A 23,866-nucleotide genomic window follows, 5' to 3' on the forward strand; every position below is an offset into this window, starting at 1 on the left:
AGATTGTTACGTGTGCCCAGAAACAGGCTGTTCTGTTGCGGTACGCATACTCCAAAAGGCGGAGCAGTATTATGGTAAACACCTCGAGCGTCACTAATAAACCAACCACAAAGACGCAAGATAAAGTGCTGCTCAAAATTGAGCGTGTCAGCAAACTTTTCGATGATGTGCGTGCAGTAGACGACGTCTCGTTAACCATTAACCGTGGCGAAATATTTGCGCTTTTGGGTGGTTCAGGTTCGGGTAAATCAACCTTGTTACGCATGCTCGCGGGTTTTGAAAAGCCAACTGAAGGGCGTATTTTTCTTGATGGTGTCGACATTACTGATATGCCACCGTACGAACGCCCTATTAATATGATGTTCCAATCGTATGCTTTATTTCCGCACATGACGGTTGAACAAAATATTGCTTTTGGATTGAAGCAAGACAAGATGCCTAAGGCTGATATTGCTGTGCGGGTTAAAGAAATGCTTAAACTGGTGCACATGGACAAATACGGTAAACGTAAACCGCATCAGTTATCGGGTGGTCAACGTCAGCGTGTCGCCTTAGCTCGTTCATTAGCAAAGCGACCTAAATTATTATTACTTGATGAGCCAATGGGCGCATTAGATAAAAAGCTGCGTACTCAAATGCAGTTAGAAGTGGTCGATATTTTAGAAGCGGTAGGTGTTACCTGCGTGATGGTAACCCATGACCAAGAAGAAGCCATGACTATGGCCGGACGTATTTCGATTATGCATGAAGGTTGGATTGCCCAAACCGGCAGCCCAATGGACATTTACGAGTCGCCAGCTAGCCGTATGGTTGCTGAGTTTATTGGTACGGTTAACTTATTCGAAGGTGAAATCATTAAAGATGAAGTTGACCACGCAATTATTAAATCGCCAACTTTATCGCAACAGTTTTACATTGGTCACGGTATTTCAACCAGTCTAGAAAACAAAAATGTATTTTTAGCCCTACGACCAGAAAAAACCATTATTACCCGCCAAAAGCCTGAAAGTGAATATAACTGGGCTCACGGCGTAGTGCATGACATCGCCTACCTAGGTGGTTTGTCGGTGTATTACATTAAGTTAAAAAACAACCAAATCGTTCAATGCTCAATGATTAACCGTGAACGCCGCGCCGATCACCCAACGTGGGAAGACGAGGTTTACATCAGTTGGGAAGACACCAGCGGGGTTGTATTAAACTCATGAAGAATCCATTGAAAATATTCAAAGGCCGACATCTCACCATGGGGATTCCATACCTATGGTTGTTACTGTTTTTCGCCTTACCGTTCGCCATAGTATTAAAGCTGAGCTTTTCGACTGCTGCGATTGCCATTCCACCGTACGAGCCAACGTTTAATTATGTTGATGAGGCGCTAAATATATTCGTTAATCTGGGTAACTATTTATTGTTGCTGCAAGATTCAATGTATTACATGGCGTACTTAACCTCATTAAAAATGGCTTTTGTTGCCACACTTGGCTGTTTGGTGCTTGGTTTTCCGATGGCTTATGCCATTGCCCGCGCCCCAGTAAGAATGCAGGCGGTATTGCTGCTACTGGTGATGTTGCCGTCGTGGACCTCCTTTTTGATTCGGGTATACGCATGGATGGGTATTTTAAGTAACAACGGTTTAATCAATAACGCCTTGACTTGGTTAGGTATTATTTCTGAACCAATACAAATGCTGAATACTAATTTTGCAGTATACATTGGTATTATTTATGCCTACTTACCGTTTATGATTCTGCCGCTATACGCCACCCTTGTTAAATTAGATTTAAGCTTACTAGAAGCAGCTTCAGATTTAGGCTCTAGCAGTATCAATACTTTCTGGAAAATTACTCTGCCATTATCAATGGGCGGTGTAATCGCTGGCTCGATGTTGGTATTTATCCCTGCCGTGGGTGAGTTTGTTATTCCTGAGCTGCTGGGTGGTCCTGACTCATTAATGATTGGTAAGGTGTTGTGGCAAGAGTTCTTTAATAACCGCGACTGGCCGGTAGCGTCATCATTAGCGATTGTTATGCTAGCGTTATTGATTGTCCCAATTACTTTGTTCCACCGTTATCAGTCACGCAACATGGAGAGCGACGTATGAAGAAGTTAAGTTTCTCTAAAGTGATGTTGTGGGTGGGGTTAATCTTTTTATATGCGCCAATGCTTATTTTGGTCATCTATTCATTTAACGACTCAAAACTGGTTACCGTGTGGGGAGGATTTTCGCCTAAATGGTATGGCGAGCTATTTGAGGACCAGCAAATATTAAATGCAGTCTGGACCAGTTTACGCATTGCCTTTTATAGCTCCACCATGGCAGTGATTATTGGAACGATGGCAGCGTTTGTGATGACCCGTTTTAGACGCTCATGGGCTAAGTTAACCTTGTCTAACATGATCACCGCACCTTTGGTTATGCCTGAAGTTATCACTGGTTTGTCGTTGCTACTGTTATTTGTACAAATGTCAGAAACCTTTGGCTGGCCCACTGAGCGCGGCATGTTTACGGTATGGATTGCCCACTCTACTTTCTGTGCTGCTTATGTTGCGGTAGTGGTATCGTCAAGACTGCGTGAACTGGATTTGTCGATAGAAGAAGCGGCGATGGACTTAGGTGCAACGCGATTAAAAACCTTCTTTTTAATCACCATACCAATGATAGCGCCATCACTTATTGCCGGTTGGTTGTTATCATTTAGCTTGTCGTTAGATGACTTAGTGATTGCCAGCTTTACCTCTGGTCCTGGTTCTACAACCTTGCCTATGGTGGTGTTTTCGTCAGTACGCTTAGGGGTTTCACCTAAGATTAACGCGCTGGCGACGATTATTATTTTAGCGGTTTCTTTAGTGGCTTTCTTATCTTGGTATTTTGCACGCCGAGCAGAGAAAAAAGCTAAAATTGCGATGGAATAACAATACTCAATAAACACAATGTAAAAGCCACGCTGATGTCAGTGTGGCTTTTTATTTTCGATAATCTATTTGCTATATTCTACTGACACAGGTGTTTAATATATTCAACAAAGTGTCAAAAATTACGCGATTAATGCTAGTTTTTAAATTTGCATAAGTGTAGGATGAGTGAGTTGAATTACGTTTTGAACCTATAAAGGAAGTGCTATGTCCGCCACACCTCATGCTAGTTCATATTATGCTGCATCGGCTAATGATAAAGTCGAACGTCCTCGCTTAGAATCTACAATTGAAACAGATGTTTGTGTTATTGGCGCGGGCTATACTGGTTTGTCTTCTGCGTTACATTTATTAGAAAGCGGCATGAAAGTTGTGGTGCTTGAAGCGGCAAGAATTGGCTGGGGAGCATCAGGTCGAAACGGCGGTCAAATTGTCAATTCTTTTAGTCGTGACATTGATTCTATCGAAGGCGTTGTCGGCAAAGAACAAGCTAAACTATTTGGTCAAATGGCGTTCGAAGGTGGTCAGATTATTCGTGACCGTATTGCCAAATACAACATTGATTGCGACTTAAAAGAGGGTGGTGTTTTTGCCGCCATGAACGCCAAGCAAATGGGCCATTTACAGAGTCAAAAATCATTATGGGAAGCTCATGGTCATAATAATCAATTAGAGTTACTCGACCAGGATGGCATTCGCAAAGTGGTTAATACCGATTTATATGTCGGTGGTTTACTCGATAAAAGCGGTGGCCATATTCATCCTCTAAACCTTGCATTAGGTGAAGCCCGTGCGGTGGAATCACTTGGTGGATTGATTTTTGAAGATTCAGCTGTCATTAAAGTGGACGATGGCGCATCACCGGTTGTGCACACAGCACAAGGCCAGGTTAAATGTAAATTTGTAGTGGTAGCTGGTAATGCTTATTTAGGTAAATTATTGCCAGAGCTACAAGCTAAATCCATGCCTTGTGGTACTCAAGTGATTACCACTGAACCATTGTCAGATGAAATGGCTGCGAGTTTACTACCGCAAGACTATTGCGTTGAAGACTGTAACTACCTATTAGATTATTACCGTCTTACTGGCGATAAACGCCTTATTTTTGGTGGTGGCGTGGTTTATGGTGCACGCGATCCGGCCAACGTTGAAGCCTTGATTATGCCTAAACTATTAAAGACCTTTCCGCAGTTAAAAGGGGTTAAAGTTGACTATGCTTGGACGGGTAACTTTTTAATGACGTTATCGCGCCTGCCACAAGTGGGCCGTATTGGCGATAATATTTATTACTCACAAGGCTGTAGTGGTCATGGGGTTACCTATACTCATTTAGCCGGTAAGTTAATTGCCGAAATGCTTAATGGCCAAGCCACACGTTTTGATGCTTTTGCCGCATTGCCGCATTATCCATTCCCTGGCGGGCATGCACTTCGAGTGCCGTTTAGTGCCTTAGGTGCGTGGTATTACACGTTACGTGACAAGTTTGGCATATAACCATCAGTTGATTATCAGCTGTCTGTTAACGATTGATTAATCAATGATTAACTGAGTTTTATTAGAATTTAGTAGGAGCGCATTGTGATTTTAAATGATCCAAGCTTATTGCATGAACAATGTTATATCGATGGCCTATGGTTGGGTGCTAACAGCGGCGAAACGGTTGCTATAGCTAACCCTGCTACCCAAGAAATCATCGGTAATGTGCCTGTTATGGGCAAAGCAGAAACCGAAGCAGCCATTACAGCAGCCAATAATGCCTTACCTGCATGGCGCGCGCTGACTGCAAAAGAGCGTAGCCAGAAGTTACGCCGTTGGTTTGAGTTAATGCATGAAAATGCTGAAGACCTAGCGTTGATGATGACGACTGAGCAAGGTAAACCGCTGGCAGAATCAAGAGGTGAAGTAACCTATGCTGCCTCGTTTATCGAATGGTTTGCCGAAGAAGCTAAACGTATCTATGGCGATACGATTCCTGGTCATCAAGCAGATAAAAGACTGACGGTGATTAAACAACCTGTTGGCGTGACTGCGGCGATTACCCCGTGGAATTTTCCGGCCGCGATGATCACCCGTAAAGCCGGGCCTGCACTAGCAGCCGGTTGTACTATGGTCGTTAAACCTGCGCCGCAAACTCCATTTACCGCATTAGCATTAGCTGAGCTTGCACATCGTGCGGGGATTCCTGCTGGTGTGTTTAGTGTTATCACTGGTGATGCGATTGCGATTGGTAATGCCTTATGTGAAAGCCCTATTGTGCGTAAATTATCTTTTACTGGTTCAACTGCAGTAGGAATTAAGTTAATGGAGCAATGTGCTCCAACACTTAAAAAACTGTCATTGGAGCTAGGTGGTAATGCACCGTTTATCGTTTTTAATGATGCCGATATTGATGCCGCAGTTGATGGCGCAATGATTGCTAAATACCGTAATGCCGGTCAAACCTGTGTGTGTGCCAACCGTATTTATGTCCAAGCAGGGGTGTATGAGCAATTCACCCAAAAGTTTGCTGCCGCAGTGGCTAAATTAAGTGTCGGTAATGGCGTGGATACTGGGGTGAATATCGGCCCGTTAATCAATGCTGATGCAGTGACTAAAGTACAGCGTCATTTAGCCGATGCTGTTGCTAAAGGCGCAAGTATCGTCACTGGCGGTAAAACACATAGCTTAGGTGGCTTTTTCTTTGAACCTACTATTTTACGTGACGTTGATAAATCGATGTTAGTTGCCAAAGAAGAGACTTTTGGCCCATTAGCACCGCTATTCAAATTCGACTCAGTAGATGATGTGATTAAACAAGCTAATGACACTGAATTTGGCCTAGCCGCTTACTTTTATGGTCGTGATATTTCGCTGGTCTACAAAGTAGCAGAAGCACTTGAATACGGTATGGTGGGCGTTAACACCGGATTAATCTCGACCGAAGTCGCGCCATTTGGTGGCATTAAATCGTCTGGATTAGGCCGCGAAGGCTCAAAATTTGGTATTGAAGAATACCTTGAAATGAAATATATCTGCATGTCAGTTTAAGAGAGCGGGCTATGACTAAAACAAATGATGGATTAATGGCTCGTCGCCAAGCGGCAGTGGCTCAAGGTGTAGGGCAAATTCACCCAATTTTTACTGAACGTGCTGAAAACGCCACAGTATGGGATGTTGAAGGTCGTGAATATATCGACTTTGCCGGTGGTATTGCGGTACTCAATACTGGCCATTTGCACCCTAAAGTTAAAGCGGCAGTGGCAGCGCAGTTAGATGCATTTTCTCACACATGTTTTATGGTGTTGGGTTACGAAAGTTACATTGCGGTATGTGAAAAACTTAACCATTTGGTACCAGGCGATTTTGCTAAAAAAACCGCCTTATTTACCAGTGGTTCTGAAGCGGTTGAAAACGCAGTTAAAGTAGCCCGTGCTTATACAAAACGAGCAGGCGTTATTGCATTTACCTCTGGCTATCATGGTCGAACCATCGCTGCGTTAGCATTAACTGGTAAAGTAGCACCGTACAGTAAAGGCATGGGCTTAATGTCTGCCAACGTGTTCCGAGCTGAATTTCCGTGTGAAATGCATGGCGTGTCTGAAGATGATGCTATGGCATCAATTGAACGTATTTTTAAGAATGATGCTGAGCCTGCCGATATTGCCGCAATTATTTTAGAGCCGGTACAAGGTGAGGGTGGCTTTTACGCCGTTACGCCATCATTTATGAAGCGCTTACGTGAATTGTGCGACAACCATAGCATTGTATTAATTGCCGATGAAGTGCAAACCGGCGCTGGTCGCACAGGTACTTTTTTTGCGATGGAGCAAATGGGTGTAGCCGCAGACATTACTACCTTTGCCAAGTCAATTGCCGGTGGTTTCCCACTATCAGGTATTACCGGTAAAGCAGAAGTCATGGATGCTGTTACCGCTGGTGGCTTAGGTGGTACTTATGGTGGTAGCCCGATTGCCTGCGCTGCTGCGTTAGCGGTTATTGAAGTGTTTGAAGAAGAGCAGTTATTAACTCGCGCTAATGAAGTTGGTCATCGGCTTAAGTCGGCACTCACTGATATGCAAGCTAAGTATCCGCAAATTGCTGATGTGCGTGGATTGGGTGCAATGATCGCCATTGAGTTAATGGAAGATGGTGAACCTGCTCCGCAGTACAGTGGTAAGATTTTAACTGAAGCACGTAACCGCGGACTGATTTTATTGTCTTGTGGTACTTACGGCAACGTTATCCGAGTGCTGGTACCATTAACTGCGCCAGATGCACAAATTGATACTGGTCTTGCGATTATGGACTCTACATTTCAGACCGTGTTTAAATAGCGGCTTTTATCAGAATAATCAATAGAATCCCGTTTTTACGGGATTTTTTATATCTCATACTTACTTAATTTTTAAAGCTGACTACACTTTATTGTATCTGAAAATTAATACTAAAGCGGGAGCTCAATTGAATGAAGGCATTATCCATTAAGTCAAAGTTGTTATGGATCACCTCGGCGTTATTTGTTGCCACAGTCATTACACTCTCTTTAAGTTTATGGCTAGGCTTAAAAGATAAGAATACCAGTCTGGCCGCAGAGGTTGAGGTTGCGTTACAACAAGAGATTAATGACAAACTCTCAGCAAGAGCGGGTGAGTATGGTGAGCGTATTGCTGGATTTATCAATGAAGCTTATCGGGTTCCCTTTTCGTTTGCAGGCTTACTGGAACAAACCTCAAAAAAAGATCCTTTAAGTCGTGAGCGGGTGGAGTTATCGCTTGCGGCAATATTGCAGAAAAATAACATCATATCATCGATGTATGCGCAATTTGAACCTAATGGCTATGATGGTCTCGATGACAGTTATCTTCAAGGTGAAAGCCACAGTGTACCGAATGCGGGCACATTAGAAATTTACTACACCCGCAATGATGACGGCACAGTAGAGCAGAATCAAGTTGATGAAGCGGCTGAAAAATACGTTACCACGTTAAATGAGTTTGGCGTTCGCGAGGCTGAGTGGTACTTGTGTGCCAAAGACAGTAAAAAGCCGTGCTTAATGGAACCATATTTGTACGAAATCACTCCAGGCAATACTGCACTCATGACCTCGTTAACCGTGCCCGTTATAGTGGATAACCAATTTAAAGGTCTCGTTGGCGTGGACATCAACTTGCCGATATTTCAAACCATGATTATGCAATTATCTAAAAGTTTGTATGGTGGACAAGCTAAGGTGACCTTGGTGAGCCAGAAAGGGTTTGTGGTGGCTGCTAGCCATTATAAAAAATTTGCACGACCTTTTAGTGAATCTGTCGGGCCAGAATTAGCTAAAAAGCTGTTGGCATTAAATAGTTCATCGGGGTTTGTAAATGAACCAACCACCATTGCCGTGGCATATCCTATTAACATCCCTATTGCGAATGCAACTTGGTCATTGATTATTGAAGTGCCGAAAACCCAAGCGTTTATGGCGGTAGATCATATGAATACTGCCATGAATGACATGGCGATGTCTCTGGGCAGCTTGCTATTAACCATCGGTATTATTGTCACGGTTATTGCGGTGCTTATTATCAGTTTGGTTATTCGCAGCATTATTGCGCCGCTTAATATGATCCAAGCTCGCGTCGAAAACCTTGCCAGCGCCGAAGGCGACTTAACTCAAGCGATAGAAGTCGATGCCCATGCGGAGTTAATTGCATTAGGCAGTGGTATTAATGCCTTCATTGCGAAATTGCGCCATCTCATTTCCGAACTCAAAATTCTTGCCGACCGTTCGCAACAAGAAAGCATAAAATCGGCAGACATTGCTAAGCACACACGCGAAAGTGTTAATCGCCAATATGGTGAAATTGAAAGTGTGGTAACAGCGGTTAATCAAATGAGCGCCACCGCGCTTGAAGTGGCTAAAGCCTCTGAGCAAACCGCAATGGAAACCGAATCTATGACGGTTAATGTGAAAGACGGTCAGTCGCGATTAACTCAAGCGATGGTATTTGTTGAGGGAGTCTCGGGTGATTCAGCACAAGCTCAGCAAGCGGTAGGTATGGTGTCGCAAAGCAGCGCCAATATTAGCCGTATTTTAGAGGTGATCAGTTCCATTGCAGAGCAGACTAACCTATTAGCGTTAAATGCGGCTATTGAGGCTGCCAGAGCGGGGGAACAAGGCCGAGGCTTTGCTGTTGTTGCTGATGAAGTCAGAACCCTTGCGTCTCGAACTCAAACGTCGACTAATGAAATTAGTACCTTAATTGAGTCGTTACAAAAAGAAGTTAAAAATGCCTCGAGCATTATTGATAAAGGTGCCCAAGGCGCACAAAAAGCGGTTGAGCAAACTCAGCTAGCATTACAATCGCTGAATGCCATCGTTGAACAAATTAACCAAGTGTCAGGTCAAGTGACCCACATCGCTACCGCAGCTGAAGAGCAGAGTGCGGTAACCGAAGAGGTCAATCGTAACATTACTGGCATTTCAGACTCGGCTGCTGAGTTATCACAGCTGGCTGACAGTGCTCAGCAGAGCAGTGACAGCCTAGCTGATTTAGTTCAGCAGCAGCATCAGCAATTGGGACGATTACGAACTTAACCCTGCTTTAACCTAGCGTGAGCAGTATGAAAGGTGGCTTACAAGCCACCTTTTCTATTATTATCCCCGCTTAGATAGTTACCACTAAGATATTATGGCTGAATTTATTGCTCCACCCTGCGATGGCAACATTGAGGTTTTATACCAAGATGAACATTTGTTGTTGATCAATAAACCGACGGGATTATTAAGTCTCTCGGGGAAGAATCCATTAAACAAGGATTCAGTACATCATCGTTTAGTGCAAGATTATCCAACGGCTACGTTAGTTCACCGTCTCGATTTCGGTACGTCAGGTATTATGTTAGTGGCGCTAAACAAAGAGATTAATGGATTATTAACTAAACAATTTCAGCTACGCACTGTCACAAAAACCTACACCGCAGTGTTATATGGTGATTTGGTTGAGCAACATGGTGATATTGAATTACCGATCGCCAAAGATAGCGATAATTTCCCATTTATGAAAATTTGTCAGCAAACTGGTAAACCCGCTCACAGTCAATATCAAGTAATTGAACGCCATCAACAAGGGCTGTCAACACGGGTCACCTTTACCCCTATTACCGGTCGAACTCATCAGCTACGCATACACAGCCAGCAAATAGGCCATCCTATTTTAGGTTGTGACTTATATGGTAATGACTATTCGCGAGCGATGTCGGACCGATTAATGTTGCATGCCACTTCATTATCGTTCACTCATCCAGTAACAGAACAACGGATTGATTTTGTTTGCCCAAGCCCATTTTAACCACTTCTAGCAACAAACTAATGTCAGCATGGTGAAAACTGATGCATAATCAATCTATTATTTATTCTTACATAGGTTAATCAGCATGGTGATTTCATGGTTAGATTCGCTGGCTTTAATTGTATTTTTAGTTAGTTGGATAGGGTATACCGGTTTTGCCCGTCGTAAAGCCAAAACCTCTAATTGCATTGCACGAGTAATGCATCAGCAACGTATTCATTGGATGTCGCAGGTGATAGCCAAAGAGATACGCGTAGCGGAAGCGGCATTATTGGCTAATTTAGAACGCAATATTGCCTTCTTTGCTTCAACAACTTTACTGATCCTGGCGGGTGTGTTGACGTTATTTTCGCAGGTTGAAAAGCTTGAAACCGTGATTGGTTCTATTCCCTTCACCTCGTCGCCTAATCACGCGCTAGTACAGATCAAACTGGCTCTTTTAGCTGGGATTTTCGTGCTAGCATTTTTCCAATTTACCTGGTCAATGCGTCAATATGGTTTTGTGAATATTATGATTGGCGCTGCACCATTAGATAAAACCGGTAGCGATAAAAATGCATTGGGCTATGCAAGGCAAATGGCCGTGGTACAAGATCAAGCGGCGCATTCATATAACTATGGTTTACGTTCTTATTACTACTCTATGGCGGCGCTGTGCTGGTTTATGCATCCAGGAATGTTCATTTTAGCCAGTTTATTTGTGGTATATACCTTGTACCAACGTGAATTTAATTCTAAAGCCGTGGTTGCTATCACTGCAGCACAGGCCTATTTAGAAAAGAATCCAGCTTATATTGGTCGAGATTAACCCCAAAAAACATGCATTGTTTGCTAACATTAACGGATATGGCGTAATAACATGACTTAATGCAAGATGATTTGAGTGAGTTTATGTGTTCAATTCAAAGTCTATGCAATCATGATTTAATGGTATTGCATCAGTACGACATAATGCTAACCACCAATCTATACCATTAAGTGTCATCTAATTTTTGTGATTTATATATTTTAGTGTGTTAAGCAAGCGTTTTCAGGGGGGATATGTTTCATAGTATAAAAGCCAAGGTTATCACTATCTTTTCTTTAGTCATGATAGCTTTCACGTCTGTGCTTTTAATCACTATATTTATCAATGAGCGTCATCGTGTACTGGATTTAGCATTAGAAAACTCTACCAAAATTTCGAAAATGCACGCAAACCTCCTCAGCCAAGAGTTTGCTCGATATGTGGTTATGTTAAAAATGCTCAGCAATAACCCAAAGACAAAGCTAGGTGATAAAGCGACTATCGCTCGACAGCTGCAAAGGCTGATGACAATGGGGCGTGGTAATTTCATTAATGCTATTTATGTAGACAAAAATTTAAATTTAACTGATGTGTTAGGTAATACAAATAAAGTCACTCATTCTTCATTTATACGTGCTGAACAATGGGTGGGCAAAGAATATAATATTAGCACGCCAGTAATCACTCGGTTTGAAAAGGCCCCCGTTATCATGGTGGGAGTACCTATTTTAGACACGCAAAATAACTGGATAGGAACACTTGCAGTGGCGGTGCCTCTCACCATCATCTCCGCTAAATTAGCAGAAATTAAGCTCGCAAAAGAGAGTTACGCTTGGTTAACTGACTCGAATGGCTTAATGGTTTCTCATCCGAATAAAAGTTTTATAATGAAGAATAAACTTTCAATGACAGAAAGTGCTGATTATCCAGGATTTTATAAAATAGTCCGACAAACTAAATTACAAAATGATGGCTACGGTCGTTATAGGGATGCCAAATTAAATGAATCGAAAATAGTCACATTTTCAAAAGTGGATTATCTGCCTGGCTGGACCTTGTTTGTCACAACTAAAGAGTCTGAAATTTTTCACGCTATATATACAATTATGTACGACGTTTTAGTCACTTCGATCATTTTGATGGTGATATTTTTATTACTCATCAGTGAACTATCCAATAGAATAACAAAACCAATCGTGCAACTAACCAAAGATGTAAAAGCCTCTGTTAAAGATAAAAAAAGTTATCTAAAAATAATCGATTCAGATGATGAAATAGGTCAACTGTCTAAAGCTTTCCACGATAGTCTTCAAAAAATACATTTACACACTATCCATTTAGAACAAATGGTCAATCATCGAACCCAAGAAATAACCGACAAAAACTTACTGCTTAATCAGCAAAATGAAAAGCTTGAACAGCTTGCCTCTAAAGACCCGTTAACCTTGCTTTATAATCGTCGAGCTTTTAGCGCTCTGGTTGATAAAGAGATCTCCCGCGCTAAGCGACATCATTTTCCTGTTACTCTAGTCATATTAGACATAGATTATTTCAAAAAGATTAATGATGAGTTTGGCCACAATGTTGGTGATGATATTTTGTGCCGTTTTGCGGAACAATTGTCTGTAAATATGCGCAAAGAAAATCTCATCTGTCGCTGGGGAGGAGAAGAGTTTGTGATTTTAATACCAGAAGCGACCTCGGCTATGGTCTTTAAACATATTGAAGCGCTACGGCAAAAAATCTCACAGATGGACTTTGCGCCAATTGACAAGTTAACCTTTAGTGCCGGCATGGCAACTCTGCGTATTGAAGAGCCTTTTAAAGAGTGGTTCCAACGAGCTGATAGCGCTTTGTACCAAGCCAAAGGTTCGGGTCGAAACAAGATAGTAGTAGATGACATTATTGGCTAGAAAGAAGCTGAGGCATATACGATAGCGAAGCTTAAATTAGTTACCTTGGTTTTTACTTAAGCCGATTGGCTATCCTCTAATGCATCACGCAGATTGTTCAAGAGCGTTATAAGCGCTTATCGTGGAGTTATTTGATGGTTGGTGATTTGCATAACTATCAAAATGGCAAGCGGATTCAAATTCCTTCAATTACTGACTTTTATTTAAGTATCTGCTACACATTTGCTACAACACAGAACGCCAGATATGAAAAAGCCGTAGTAGGTATTAACCTACTACGGCTTATCAGAATTGGTGGCCCCTCCCAGACTCGAACTGGGGACCTGACGATTATGAGTCGTATGCTCTAACCAACTGAGCTAAGGGGCCGACTTAAGATAGTCGTCACTATCGAAAGCGGGGAAAGTATACGAAGTTTGTTGGCACTTGTCACCCGTGTTTTTAGTTGTATTTACTTATCTTGTTTCAATTGGTTATCTGTTAAGCAATTATTGCGTTTTTGGACATAAAAAAACCTGCCGAAGCAGGTTTTTATACTATTTTTTCAGTGAGCTTATTCGTCTAAGAACGACTTTAAGATTTCTGAGCGAGAAGGGTGACGTAATTTACGTAACGCTTTAGCTTCAATTTGACGAATACGTTCACGTGTAACATCAAATTGCTTACCCACTTCTTCTAACGTGTGGTCAGTATTCATATCGATACCAAAACGCATACGCAGTACTTTTGCTTCACGGGCTGTTAGGCCTGCTAACACTTCGTGTGTGGCGTTCTTTAGACTTTCGCTAGTTGCTGAGTCAAGTGGTAGCTCGAGGGTAGTATCCTCGATAAAATCACCTAAATGCGAATCTTCATCGTCACCGATTGGGGTTTCCATTGAGATTGGCTCTTTAGCGATTTTCAGCACCTTACGAATCTTATCTTCAGGCATCATCATACGTTCTGCCAATTCTTCAGGAGACGGCTCACGGCCCATTTCTTGAAGCATTTGACGAGAAATACGGTTCAGCTTGTTAATCGTTTCGATCATGTGTACTGGAATACGGATCGTACGTGCTTGGTCGGCGATTGAACGAGTGATTGCCTGACGGATCCACCACGTTGCATAAGTTGAGAACTTGTAACCACGGCGGTATTCAAACTTATCTACTGCTTTCATCAAACCAATGTTACCTTCTTGGATTAAATCCAAGAACTGTAAACCACGGTTGGTGTACTTTTTGGCAATAGAAATAACCAAACGTAAGTTAGCTTCAACCATTTCTTTTTTCGCACGACGAGCTTTCGCTTCACCGATAGACATACGACGGTTAATGTCTTTAATGCCTGCGATGGTTAAATCTGTTTCAACTTCAATAGCACCTAGCTTGGTCACACAACGCGTTACGTCATCGGTGATCATACGCAAACCTTCAGCGTAAGGCTTAGTGCTTTCTTTTTCTTTGTTAAACCAATCTAAGTTTGTTTCGTTACCAGTGAAAGCCTTAATAAAGTTTTTCTTTGGCATCTTAGCGTGTTCAACACAAAGCTTAATGACTAGACGTTCTTGAATTCGTACGCGGTCCATCATGTTGCGCATGCTTTTCACTAAACGGTCAAACTGTTTAGGTACTAAACGGAATTCTTTGAATAATTCGCCAATAACAAATAATGAGCCAATCGCTTCAGGGTGGTCACGGCCTTTTTCGGCAATAATTCCTAAGCTTTTTTCGTAGGCTTCTCTGAGTTGAGTGAATTTTTCTTTGGCTTCTTCAGGGTCTGGCCCTTTGTTGCCTTCTTCCTCTTCCTCATCGTCGTCATCGTCGTCATCGTCGTCATCGTCATTTTTAGAGTCAGCTAATTCTGAACCAACATTGGTGGCAGTTGGTGCGACGTCATCGTCGTCAGGATTGATAAATCCAGAGATAATATCAGACAAGCGCAATTCTTCAGCTTCATACTTATCGAATTGCTCTAAGATCATTGCGATCGCTTGAGGGTACTCACTGACAGAACTCTGTACTGTGTTGATACCTTCTTCGATACGTTTAGCAATAACAATTTCGCCTTCGCGAGTAAGTAGCTCTACCGTGCCCATTTCGCGCATATACATGCGGACAGGGTCTGTGGTTCGGCCTAACTCACTTTCTACGGTTGCGAGAGCTGCCGCTGCTTCTTCTGCAGCATCTTCGTCTGTGTTGTCTTCCGACATCATCATGTCATCGGCATCTGGCGCTTCTTCAAAAACGCGGATACCCATGTCATTTATCATCTGGATAATATCTTCAATCTGATCGGAATCGACCATGTCTGCAGGTAAGTGGTCGTTCACTTCTGCATAGGTTAAGTAACCTTGCTCTTTACCTTTAGCGAGCAACAGTTTGAGTTGCGACTGCGGAGTGTGATCCATAGATATCATCCAATTTTGGGTAACTGATAAAACGATAGGCCAGTTAGCTGTGCTAAGTGGCGCGCAAATCGTCAATTATAGCTGTGTGGACTAACCTTAGCTAGTCCATGGCAATGTTTGTACGCATATTCTTCACGAATAAATTGCGTATTACTTCGCTATGCCTTTCATTATAGAAATCAGCTTTGTTAGCTGCATTTTTTCAACTTTCGTTAAAGCCTGTTTTAGGCTTAATTCCTGATATCGTTGTTCAATATATTGGTTGTTTAACCAAATCAGGGTTTGCTTAAACTCTGGCAATACGTTTTCATCCGCCACTTGATGTTCCCATTGGGCTAGCTTTATTAGAGTGCTCTTTTGATTATGCTCTCTATGCATTTCAAGTAGTTGTGCGCTGTTTAACGTTTGCTCTCGAGTTATATCTAACAAATGATTGAGCAATTCTATGCCGGTCATCTGTAATCGATCTAGTGCAGGCTGTTTTGCCAAACCAAAGCCTAAACTTGGGTTTTGGACCAGTAGGGCAATGGCCAATCTTAATGGCGTACCACGACCTTGTAAGCCTTTCGCATTTAACGGTTTTGGCTGTTTTACAGTAAAACCTAATTTTTTCTTTAAATCTTCGCTACTGTTCATGCCTAATTTGTGTGCTAAATTTTCTAACAGTAAATTCTGTAGGACGGTATCTTGTACCTTTTCGATTAGCGCAATGGCTTGCTTGGCTAATGCCCCTTTATCGGTACTGTGGTTAGCACTTAATGTGTCAAACAAAAACTCGGGCAGTAACATGGCTTTTTGCATTAATGCTTCGAATGCTTCTTTGCCAATTTTGCGGACCATAGTGTCAGGGTCTTCACCTTGCGGTAGAAACATAAACTTGACTTGATCACCCGGTTTTAACAGTGGTAGCGCTGTTTCTAGTGCACGCCAAGCTGCTTCGCGGCCTGCGCGGTCACCGTCATAACAACAGACCACTTGTTTTGCACTACGCACTAAAAGCTGAAATTGTTCAGCTGTAGTCGATGTACCTAACGATGCAACCGCATAATCAATCCCAAATTGGGCGAGTGCGACGACATCCATATACCCTTCAACAATTAACACATGTTGTGGGTCACGGTGTTTTTGCTTTAGCTCATATAAACCATAAAGCTCATTACCCTTATGAAATATGGGCGTTTCTGGAGAATTCAAGTACTTTGGGGTGCCGTCACCCAAAACTCTTCCTCCAAATCCAACCACACGACCACGACGATCGCGTATTGGGAACATTAATCTGTCGCGAAAACGGTCATAGCGTTTACCGCTATCATTGGCAATTAACATGCCTGCGGTCAGTAATTTATCTTGTGCGGGCAAATTTTGCCTGTAACGACCCAGTAAACCATCCCAACCATCGGGTGCAAACCCAATGCCGAACTGCTCAACAACGTCACTCGATAATCCGCGAAATTCAAGATAATCGACAACTTTTTGTTTGTCTGTATGCTGCCTAAGTTGGCTTTGATAGAAGAGGTTAGCTTCTTCCATCAGTTCGTATAAGTCTCGACTTAATCCTTGATCTGGCCTTTTCCCTGTGCCTTGCTCTCGTGGTACGGCAAGACCAAGTTGACCTGCAAGTTCTTCAATGGCATCAACAAATTCTAGGCGATCATATTCCATGACAAAATCAATAGCATTGCCATGGGCACCGCAACCAAAACAGTGGTAAAACTGTTTGTCTCTGCTGACGGTAAAAGAGGGTGATTTTTCGCTATGAAAAGGACAACAAGCCGAATGGTTCTTACCGGCTTTTTTCAACGGCACTTTACGGTCAATGAGATCGACTATGTCTATTCGAGCTATTAGCTCATTGATAAAATCACGAGGTATCGCCATTGATTGCTGTTGTTCTCGAATTTACTTTATCAACTGATGTAAACAAACAAGCCGTGCAAGTGCACGGCTTATTCAACATTAAAAATTGATTACTTCAATTTAGCGCGGATCATTGTACCAATAGCACTCATATCTGCACGGCCTTGAACTTTAGTTTTTAATGCTCCCATTACTTTACCCATATCCGCCATGGATGCAGCACCAACATCAATAATAGTAGCATCGATAATCGCTGCTACTTCATCTTCTGTTAGCGGTGTAGGCAGAAAATTTTCGATAACTCGAATTTCATCTGCTTCTACGGCTGCCAACTCCGGACGATTCGCTGCTTCATATTGAGCAATCGAATCACGGCGTTGTTTAACCATTTTGGTTAATACAGCTATTGTCTGTTCATCAGTCAGAGTTTCGCGGGTATCCACTTCAATCTGTTTGATGGCAGAAAGTGCCATACGAATTGTTCCTAAGCGCACTTTATCTTTAGCGCGCATGGCATCTTTCATTTGGTCTTTTAGCTGATCGGTTAAGTTCATAATGAGATTAATATAAACGTACGCGACGTGCGTTTTCGCGAGAAAGCTTCTTAGCTAGACGCTTAACTGCAGCTGCTTTTGCACGCTTACGGGCAGTAGTTGGCTTCTCGTAAAATTCACGAGCACGCACGTCAGCTAAAATACCAGCTTTTTCACAAGAGCGCTTGAAACGACGAAGAGCTACGTCGAATGGTTCGTTTTCACGTACTTTAATAATTGGCATACGCCATCACCCCTTAGGTGTAGTTATGTTGGATGATTAAATCGACTAAACATTTTTAGTGACTTCACTCAAACCAAAGGCTATTTAAAATGGTGCGGAATTTTACACCGAGCGGCGACCATTTGTAAACCCCTGATTGATTTTCTCTTCGGGGAAATAGCCCACTGTTTCATTTTTTTAATATTTAACCTGAACTCGGTATATAGAGTTGAGAATATAATTATAAATATCATAATTTTAGTAATTAACCTCTATCAAACTTGTCATTTTTTACTAACAAGGCGAAATGACGCGTCAATATTGGGCTTATTGCAAGTCTTCTTGTGTAAAGAATCTCGACGTTAGCAAGGCAAAGGGCTGTTTGGGAGGAATTTGTTATCTTAAGTTCAGGTTATTTAGGAAAAAGTAGCCGTTATATGTCTATTCGTTTGAGTCGCTAGTTGTACTGCAGTGCCTGTTTTGTTAGGTAACGCGCATGGACAATATCATGGTTGCCCCTTGGTAAGTGTATTTAACACCAATTGTGACTGTTTAAAATCGGTTTGTTATCTATGTTTCGCTGGTTCAGAGTCTTGAGTTGATCTCTTACTTATAAGCTTACTTAGAAGGATAGGTATTTAATCGTTAAACATTGGAGTATTTACGCTGAGACGGGTAGAATTGGCGGCCTTATTTTTAATGAAGACGAGAGATTATGCGGGTTATTGGTATTGAGACATCCTGTGACGAGACTGGGGTTGCAGTGTATGACGATAAATTAGGCTTATTGTCGCATGTGCTATACAGCCAAGTTAAATTGCACGCCGATTATGGTGGTGTTGTGCCTGAGCTTGCCTCTCGTGATCATGTTCGCAAAATTGTGCCATTGATTAAGCAGGCTTTATCAGAGGCTAATTCAAGCCTAGATAATATCGACGGTGTTGCTTATACCAAAGGTCCTGGGCTAATTGGTGCATTACTTGTTGGCGCTTGTGTGGGACGCTCTTTAGCGTATGCATGGAATAAACCGGCGATCGGTGTGCATCATATGGAAGGACATTTATTGGCACCCATGCTGGAAGAAAATGCGCCTGAATTTCCTTTTTTAGCCTTGTTAGTGTCTGGCGGCCATTCAATGTTAGTGCAAGTTGAAGGCATTGGACGATATCAAGTGTTAGGTGAATCTGTCGATGATGCTGCAGGCGAAGCGTTTGATAAGACAGCCAAGCTCATGGGATTAGATTATCCTGGCGGCCCTCGTTTAGCCAAACTAGCCCAGAAAGGCTTGCCTGTGGGGTATAAGTTTCCACGTCCAATGACGGACAGGCCAGGTTTAGATTTTAGTTTTTCTGGATTGAAAACATTTACCGCAAATACGATTGCTGCAGAACCAAATGATGAACAGACTCGTGCCAATATTGCCCGTGCATTTGAAGAAGCAGTTGTTGATACCCTTGCGATAAAATGTAAACGAGCCTTGAAGCAAACAGGTTATACACGTTTGGTGATTGCCGGTGGTGTAAGTGCTAATACTCGCTTACGTGAGACATTGGCAGAGATGATGACCAAGTTAGGCGGTCAAGTGTATTATCCTCGTGGGGAGTTTTGTACTGACAATGGTGCCATGATTGCTTACGCTGGATTACAGCGTTTACGTGCAGGGCATATAGAGGGGCTTGAGGTTAAAGGTCAGCCTAGATGGCCTTTGGATACGCTGCCTGCAGTAGACTAATTGATGAGTTAGCGTGTTTGAGTCGGTAAACTTAAAAGTAATGATTTACTTTCAAGCCGCCAAGAAAACCTAATACTATTTGGTGTTGGGTTTTTTTATGGATTTTTTTCGTGTGACCTTACTTTCTTCGCCATGGCGCAAACGGCCAATATTGTCTTTGTGGCGGATTAAAATAAGGGTTGATAGCATCGCAACAGGCAGAATAAAACGTTCGTCTAACCACCAAGTAAAAAAGGGCGCTAAAGTTGCGGTTGCCATAGCGGCTACAGAGGAATAACGCGTTAATAGTAAAAACACAATCCAAGTGAGGATGAGGCATAGCGCTAAATCACCTCCAATGGGGGCCATTGCACCAAAGGCCGTTGCAACACCTTTTCCGCCTTTAAAGCCAAAAAATATTGGGAATATATGCCCTAGGCAGGCGCTGACAGCGATAAAACCTAATGATGCTGCATCAAGTCCCATTTTATAGCCCAGATAAGAAGGCAGGGCGCCTTTGAGCATGTCAAAAAATAACACAAGCGCTGCAGAACTGACGCCACCAATGCGAAGCACATTAGTGGCACCGGGATTGCCGGAGCCGCTGGTTCTTGGATCAGGTAAACCTCTTAATTTACAAACCAGTACGGCACTTGAGATCGAACCCGCTAGGTAGGCGGTAATGATCATCAAAATGGTGACTGTAACGGCGTTCAAATTGGTTTCCTTACTCTTCTTAGGGTATCATCGCGCATTCATTTGTAAGACAAGTCATTTTAGTATCCACTGAAGCTGTCTTCGCGTTAACATTAACCATTTAATTGATGTTAATTGAACAACAGCGCCTATCCTACTGCTTTAATTCATTAGGAAAAAGCTTAAATGTGCATATTAGGCATATAATCGGTAATAAAGTTTGATTAGGATGAACTTAACGTCTTTTTACATCGGTTAAGGTAGGAATTTATATGGATAAAGTACTCATTCGCCAGTTAGCGATAGAGACCATTATTGGTATCTATGAGTGGGAAAAAAAACTTCATCAAACATTGCTTATCGATTTAGATATGGCATGGGATAATCGTCTTGCGGCCGCTAGTGATAGTTACGAAAATGCATTGTGTTATGAAACGGTATCAAATCGTTTAACGGCATTGATTACTGAGAATCCGATAGAGCTGATTGAAACTGTTGCTGAAATGATTGCGCATTGTTTGCAAAACGAATTTAATGTGCCTTGGGTTAAAGTGGTTGTGATGAAGCCAGGTGCAATACCTCATGCTGTTTCTGTCGGTGTCGAGATCGAACGCGGTAGCATTTAACTGTTATTTTTTTTACTGTTTAGCATTAGGTCAGTCAATGGCACGTATTTACATAAGTTTGGGCACTAATATTTCGCCAGAGAAACACCTGAAAGCCGGTTTGGTTGATTTACAACAATATTTTGGCCCATTACAATTATCACGGGTTTTTGAGAGTGAATCGGTAGGGTTTAAAGGCACTAATTTTTTAAATATGGTGGCTGCGGCTGATACCGATTTATCAATTGCACAGGTTGTGGCGACATTTAAGCAAATTGAACAAGACAATGGCCGTATTCGAGGTGAGAAAAAATTCAGCCCGAGGAGCCTTGATATTGACTTATTGCTGTATGACGATGTTATTTGTGACATCCCCGTTGAATTGCCTCGTGGCGAAATTTTGTTTAATGCGTTTGTATTGTGGCCTTTGGCAGAATTAGTCCCTAATCTGTCTCATCCGGTGACGTTACAAAGCTATCAAACACTTTGGCAGAATTATGACAAACAGTGTCAACAATTGTGGCCTATTGTATTTGAGTTCCCACCAGAACTATTACCCATTAACACGTTATAACTAATCGATAAGTTAATCTCTAACAAGGACAAATATGGAAACGTTTCAAGTTATTCTGCTGGCATTAATCCAAGGGCTTACGGAGTTTTTGCCTATTTCTAGCTCGGCACATTTAATTTTACCATCACAAATATTAGGTTGGGCAGATCAAGGTTTATCATTTGATGTAGCAGTTAATACAGGCTCTTTATTTGCCGTGGTCATTTATTTTCGCCATGAGATTGTTGTACTGGCAAAAGCTTGGTTTACCAGTTTAGCTAGTAAGCAACAAACTCAAGAAAGTAAACTCGCTTGGTGGATTATTTTAGCGACTATTCCTGCTGTTATTGTCGGATTTACTGCCAAAGACTTTATTGAAACCCATTTCAGAAATACTTTAGTGATTGCAATAACTACGATTGTTTTTGGTTTGCTGTTGTGGGCGGCAGATAGAATGTCAAAAGCACAGTTAACTGAATTTCAAATGGGTTGGAAAAAGGCTTTGCTTATCGGTTTAGCACAGGCTATGGCATTAATACCTGGCACGTCGCGCTCTGGCGCCACGATGACAGCAGCACTGATGTTAGGGCTAACCCGTGAAGCCGCGGCTCGCTTTTCATTCCTTATGTCTGTTCCTGTTAGCTTTGGTGCCGCGTTACTGGTGACCAAAGACTTAGTCAGTAGTCCTGCACCTATCGATTACCAAGCGCTTGGTTTAGGGATTGTTGTATCATTTGTTGCTGCGTATTTATGTATTCATTTCTTTTTAAAATTTATTAGCAAAATAGGCATGACGCCGTTTGTATTATATCGCCTTGCTCTTGGTGCGTTATTGCTTGGATTGCTCTATCTTTAATATAAGCATTTAAGCGACTTTTTATTTGCATAGCGGGTAGGCTTACCACACTAGGTATTTCTACCCGTTTGTTTTACCGTCTTTCAATTAACTATCAGTGTAATTATGACTTTATCTTTATTATGTCCAGTGTGTTCAGCTCCACTAAATCAACATCAAGCTTCAGCGGGATTTTATTGCGACAACAAACATCATTTTGATAAACACCCTAATGGTTACTGGCCACTGCTGAGCAACGTAAAGGGCAAGAGTAAGCCGCAAGTGGAGTCTCGCCAACAAATGCGCGGGCGACATTTTTTATTAGAAACAGGCTTGTTTGCACCGTTAATTAAACAACTTCAAACAGTATTGCTGGACTTATGTGCCTCTACCTCTAATGGTGACACACAATTACAGCATATCGATTACCAATGTGCTGATGGTTATTATTTACGTCAGCTTGTGCCTGCGTTAGTGGAAGCCAATGTATCGTGTCAGCATTGGGGCATTACCGATGCTGAAAATGCTATCTTTGCCGCGGCAAAATCTGAAACACCAGCGAATTTATTGTTGTTGGCGTTAAAGAAATTGCCCTTTGCCTCGCAATCAGTCGATATTGTGACGGTTCTTGATTCACCGTTAAAAGGGAAAGAATGCATTCGGATTTTAAAAGATGACGGTCGAATTGTATTGTTGCAGCCTGGTATTAGGCATTTATGGCAAATTAAACAACAAGTTTATCCAGACTTAGTCGAAAAGCCGCTGCAGTTAAATTTACCCAATGATGTGGAAATTGATGCCCAGCAACAAGTGGTTTTTACTCAGTCAGTTACCGGTGAGCAGGCATTAACATTGCTTGATATGTCGGTATTTGGTTGGCGTGCTAATGATCAGCTAAAGCATCAAGTTAAATCTACTGCAATTAGTGAACTAGAGTTTGACTGGCAGATTATAACCCTCAAAAAACGCTTATAAAAATGGCAAAATAGGTAACAAGCGTGAAGGCTGATGGAAAGCGATAACAAGCGATAAGATGAAAGTGCGGTGAGAGCGTTAGAGCCTAAGAGCTAGGACGCTTCGCGGCTAGATGCTATAAGAGGTAAGATTGGTTGCGATCGATGACAAGCGATAAGGACGACAATGCGGTGAGAGCGTTAGAGCCTAAGGGCTAGGACGCTTCGCGGCTAGATGCTATAAGAGCTAAGAAGGGTTGCGGGTATTCTGTGATGACAAGCGATAACGAACGGTGAGAGCGTTTACAAGCCTAGGGGCTAGATCGCTTCGCTGCTAGATGCTATAAGAGCTAATGCTAGGATTGAACTTTGTGTTAATGGTCAATCCAGATGATATCTGTGAGATTGTTTAGAAAGATTAACTGGTTGAACAATGTATAGATTAAATAGTGAAAAAGCTGGTGTGGAGAAGCTGTAGGTGTTTAGATTTTTCGCTTGATACCGCTTGATACCGCTTGATACCGCTTGATACCGCTTGATACCGCTTGATACCGCTTGATACCGCTTGATACCGCTTGA

General features: G+C 42.2%; 20 protein-coding genes and 1 tRNA gene. 15 read left to right on the forward strand and 6 right to left on the reverse strand.

What is annotated here, in order from left to right; translation table 11 throughout:
* Positions 1 to 71 precede the first annotated feature (71 nt).
* From potA to AAEY98_RS13495, 10 genes are all read left to right on the forward strand, one after another.
* The gene (potA, locus tag AAEY98_RS13450; RefSeq protein WP_162023721.1) at positions 72 to 1,208 is read left to right on the forward strand and encodes a polyamine ABC transporter ATP-binding protein; all 1,137 of its coding nucleotides are present in this window, start codon (positions 72 to 74) and stop codon (positions 1,206 to 1,208) included.
* Complete coding sequence (locus tag AAEY98_RS13455; protein WP_101088809.1) at positions 1,205 to 2,104, forward strand: ABC transporter permease subunit; 900 nt, start codon at positions 1,205 to 1,207, stop codon at positions 2,102 to 2,104. The genes potA and AAEY98_RS13455 overlap by 4 nt, the downstream gene beginning before the upstream one ends.
* Entirely contained in the window at positions 2,101 to 2,916 is an 816-nt protein-coding gene (locus AAEY98_RS13460; protein WP_101088810.1) for an ABC transporter permease subunit, read from the forward strand. The genes AAEY98_RS13455 and AAEY98_RS13460 overlap by 4 nt, the downstream gene beginning before the upstream one ends.
* 207 nt (positions 2,917 to 3,123) lie before the next feature.
* Positions 3,124 to 4,410, forward strand: a complete 1,287-nt coding sequence (locus AAEY98_RS13465) for an NAD(P)/FAD-dependent oxidoreductase (protein WP_192114373.1) — start codon at positions 3,124 to 3,126, stop codon at positions 4,408 to 4,410.
* A gap of 84 nt (positions 4,411 to 4,494) precedes the next feature.
* The gene (gabD, locus tag AAEY98_RS13470) at positions 4,495 to 5,943 is read left to right on the forward strand and encodes an NADP-dependent succinate-semialdehyde dehydrogenase (protein ID WP_351017526.1); all 1,449 of its coding nucleotides are present in this window, start codon (positions 4,495 to 4,497) and stop codon (positions 5,941 to 5,943) included.
* An 11-nt stretch (positions 5,944 to 5,954) separates the two neighbouring features.
* Positions 5,955 to 7,229, forward strand: a complete 1,275-nt coding sequence (gene gabT / locus AAEY98_RS13475) for a 4-aminobutyrate--2-oxoglutarate transaminase (RefSeq protein ID WP_351017529.1) — start codon at positions 5,955 to 5,957, stop codon at positions 7,227 to 7,229.
* Between the two features lie 131 nt (positions 7,230 to 7,360).
* A complete protein-coding gene (locus AAEY98_RS13480) occupies positions 7,361 to 9,478 on the forward strand; it encodes a methyl-accepting chemotaxis protein (RefSeq protein ID WP_182744203.1) in 2,118 nt (705 codons plus the stop codon).
* Positions 9,479 to 9,572: 94 nt separating this feature from the next.
* Positions 9,573 to 10,232, forward strand: a complete 660-nt coding sequence (locus AAEY98_RS13485) for an RluA family pseudouridine synthase (protein WP_162023716.1) — start codon at positions 9,573 to 9,575, stop codon at positions 10,230 to 10,232.
* 85 nt (positions 10,233 to 10,317) lie between these two features.
* Entirely contained in the window at positions 10,318 to 11,040 is a 723-nt protein-coding gene (locus tag AAEY98_RS13490; protein ID WP_335692382.1) for a DUF599 domain-containing protein, read from the forward strand.
* 233 nt (positions 11,041 to 11,273) lie between these two features.
* Entirely contained in the window at positions 11,274 to 12,932 is a 1,659-nt protein-coding gene (locus AAEY98_RS13495) for a sensor domain-containing diguanylate cyclase (RefSeq protein ID WP_351017533.1), read from the forward strand.
* A gap of 292 nt (positions 12,933 to 13,224) precedes the next feature.
* Here the strand turns inward: AAEY98_RS13495 and AAEY98_RS13500 are convergent.
* The 5 genes from AAEY98_RS13500 to rpsU form a co-directional block, all read right to left on the reverse strand.
* A tRNA-Ile gene (locus tag AAEY98_RS13500) sits at positions 13,225 to 13,301 on the reverse strand.
* A 184-nt stretch (positions 13,302 to 13,485) separates the two neighbouring features.
* Positions 13,486 to 15,321 (reverse strand): RNA polymerase sigma factor RpoD, encoded by a 1,836-nt coding sequence (gene rpoD / locus AAEY98_RS13505; protein WP_101088819.1) that lies wholly within the window; start codon positions 15,319 to 15,321, stop codon positions 13,486 to 13,488.
* Between the two features lie 150 nt (positions 15,322 to 15,471).
* The gene (gene dnaG / locus AAEY98_RS13510) at positions 15,472 to 17,199 is read right to left on the reverse strand and encodes a DNA primase (RefSeq protein WP_351017536.1); all 1,728 of its coding nucleotides are present in this window, start codon (positions 17,197 to 17,199) and stop codon (positions 15,472 to 15,474) included.
* Between the two features lie 89 nt (positions 17,200 to 17,288).
* Complete coding sequence (locus tag AAEY98_RS13515) at positions 17,289 to 17,732, reverse strand: GatB/YqeY domain-containing protein (protein ID WP_011638441.1); 444 nt, start codon at positions 17,730 to 17,732, stop codon at positions 17,289 to 17,291.
* Between the two features lie 7 nt (positions 17,733 to 17,739).
* Positions 17,740 to 17,955 (reverse strand): 30S ribosomal protein S21, encoded by a 216-nt coding sequence (gene rpsU / locus AAEY98_RS13520; protein WP_006080725.1) that lies wholly within the window; start codon positions 17,953 to 17,955, stop codon positions 17,740 to 17,742.
* A 694-nt stretch (positions 17,956 to 18,649) separates the two neighbouring features.
* Between rpsU and tsaD the strand changes: the two genes are divergently transcribed.
* Positions 18,650 to 19,666 (forward strand): tRNA (adenosine(37)-N6)-threonylcarbamoyltransferase complex transferase subunit TsaD, encoded by a 1,017-nt coding sequence (tsaD, locus tag AAEY98_RS13525; protein ID WP_351017539.1) that lies wholly within the window; start codon positions 18,650 to 18,652, stop codon positions 19,664 to 19,666.
* 75 nt (positions 19,667 to 19,741) lie between these two features.
* Here tsaD and plsY read toward each other — a convergent pair whose 3' ends face one another.
* Complete coding sequence (plsY, locus tag AAEY98_RS13530; RefSeq protein ID WP_502959515.1) at positions 19,742 to 20,335, reverse strand: glycerol-3-phosphate 1-O-acyltransferase PlsY; 594 nt, start codon at positions 20,333 to 20,335, stop codon at positions 19,742 to 19,744.
* Between the two features lie 278 nt (positions 20,336 to 20,613).
* Between plsY and folB the strand changes: the two genes are divergently transcribed.
* The 4 genes from folB to AAEY98_RS13550 all read left to right on the forward strand — a co-directional run bounded on the left by folB (position 20,614) and on the right by AAEY98_RS13550 (position 23,309).
* The gene (folB, locus tag AAEY98_RS13535; protein WP_101088824.1) at positions 20,614 to 20,967 is read left to right on the forward strand and encodes a dihydroneopterin aldolase; all 354 of its coding nucleotides are present in this window, start codon (positions 20,614 to 20,616) and stop codon (positions 20,965 to 20,967) included.
* Positions 20,968 to 21,004: 37 nt separating this feature from the next.
* Positions 21,005 to 21,520: a 2-amino-4-hydroxy-6-hydroxymethyldihydropteridine diphosphokinase gene (gene folK, locus AAEY98_RS13540; RefSeq protein ID WP_162023710.1), complete on the forward strand. Its 516-nt coding sequence runs from the start codon at positions 21,005 to 21,007 to the stop codon at positions 21,518 to 21,520.
* Positions 21,521 to 21,554: 34 nt separating this feature from the next.
* Positions 21,555 to 22,355: an undecaprenyl-diphosphate phosphatase gene (locus tag AAEY98_RS13545; RefSeq protein WP_101088826.1), complete on the forward strand. Its 801-nt coding sequence runs from the start codon at positions 21,555 to 21,557 to the stop codon at positions 22,353 to 22,355.
* Between the two features lie 105 nt (positions 22,356 to 22,460).
* Entirely contained in the window at positions 22,461 to 23,309 is an 849-nt protein-coding gene (locus tag AAEY98_RS13550; protein ID WP_101088827.1) for a putative RNA methyltransferase, read from the forward strand.
* The last annotated feature ends 557 nt before the right edge of the window (positions 23,310 to 23,866 follow it).

The organism is Shewanella sp. AC91-MNA-CIBAN-0169 (genome assembly GCF_040310165.1).
Taxonomy (GTDB): domain Bacteria; phylum Pseudomonadota; class Gammaproteobacteria; order Enterobacterales; family Shewanellaceae; genus Shewanella.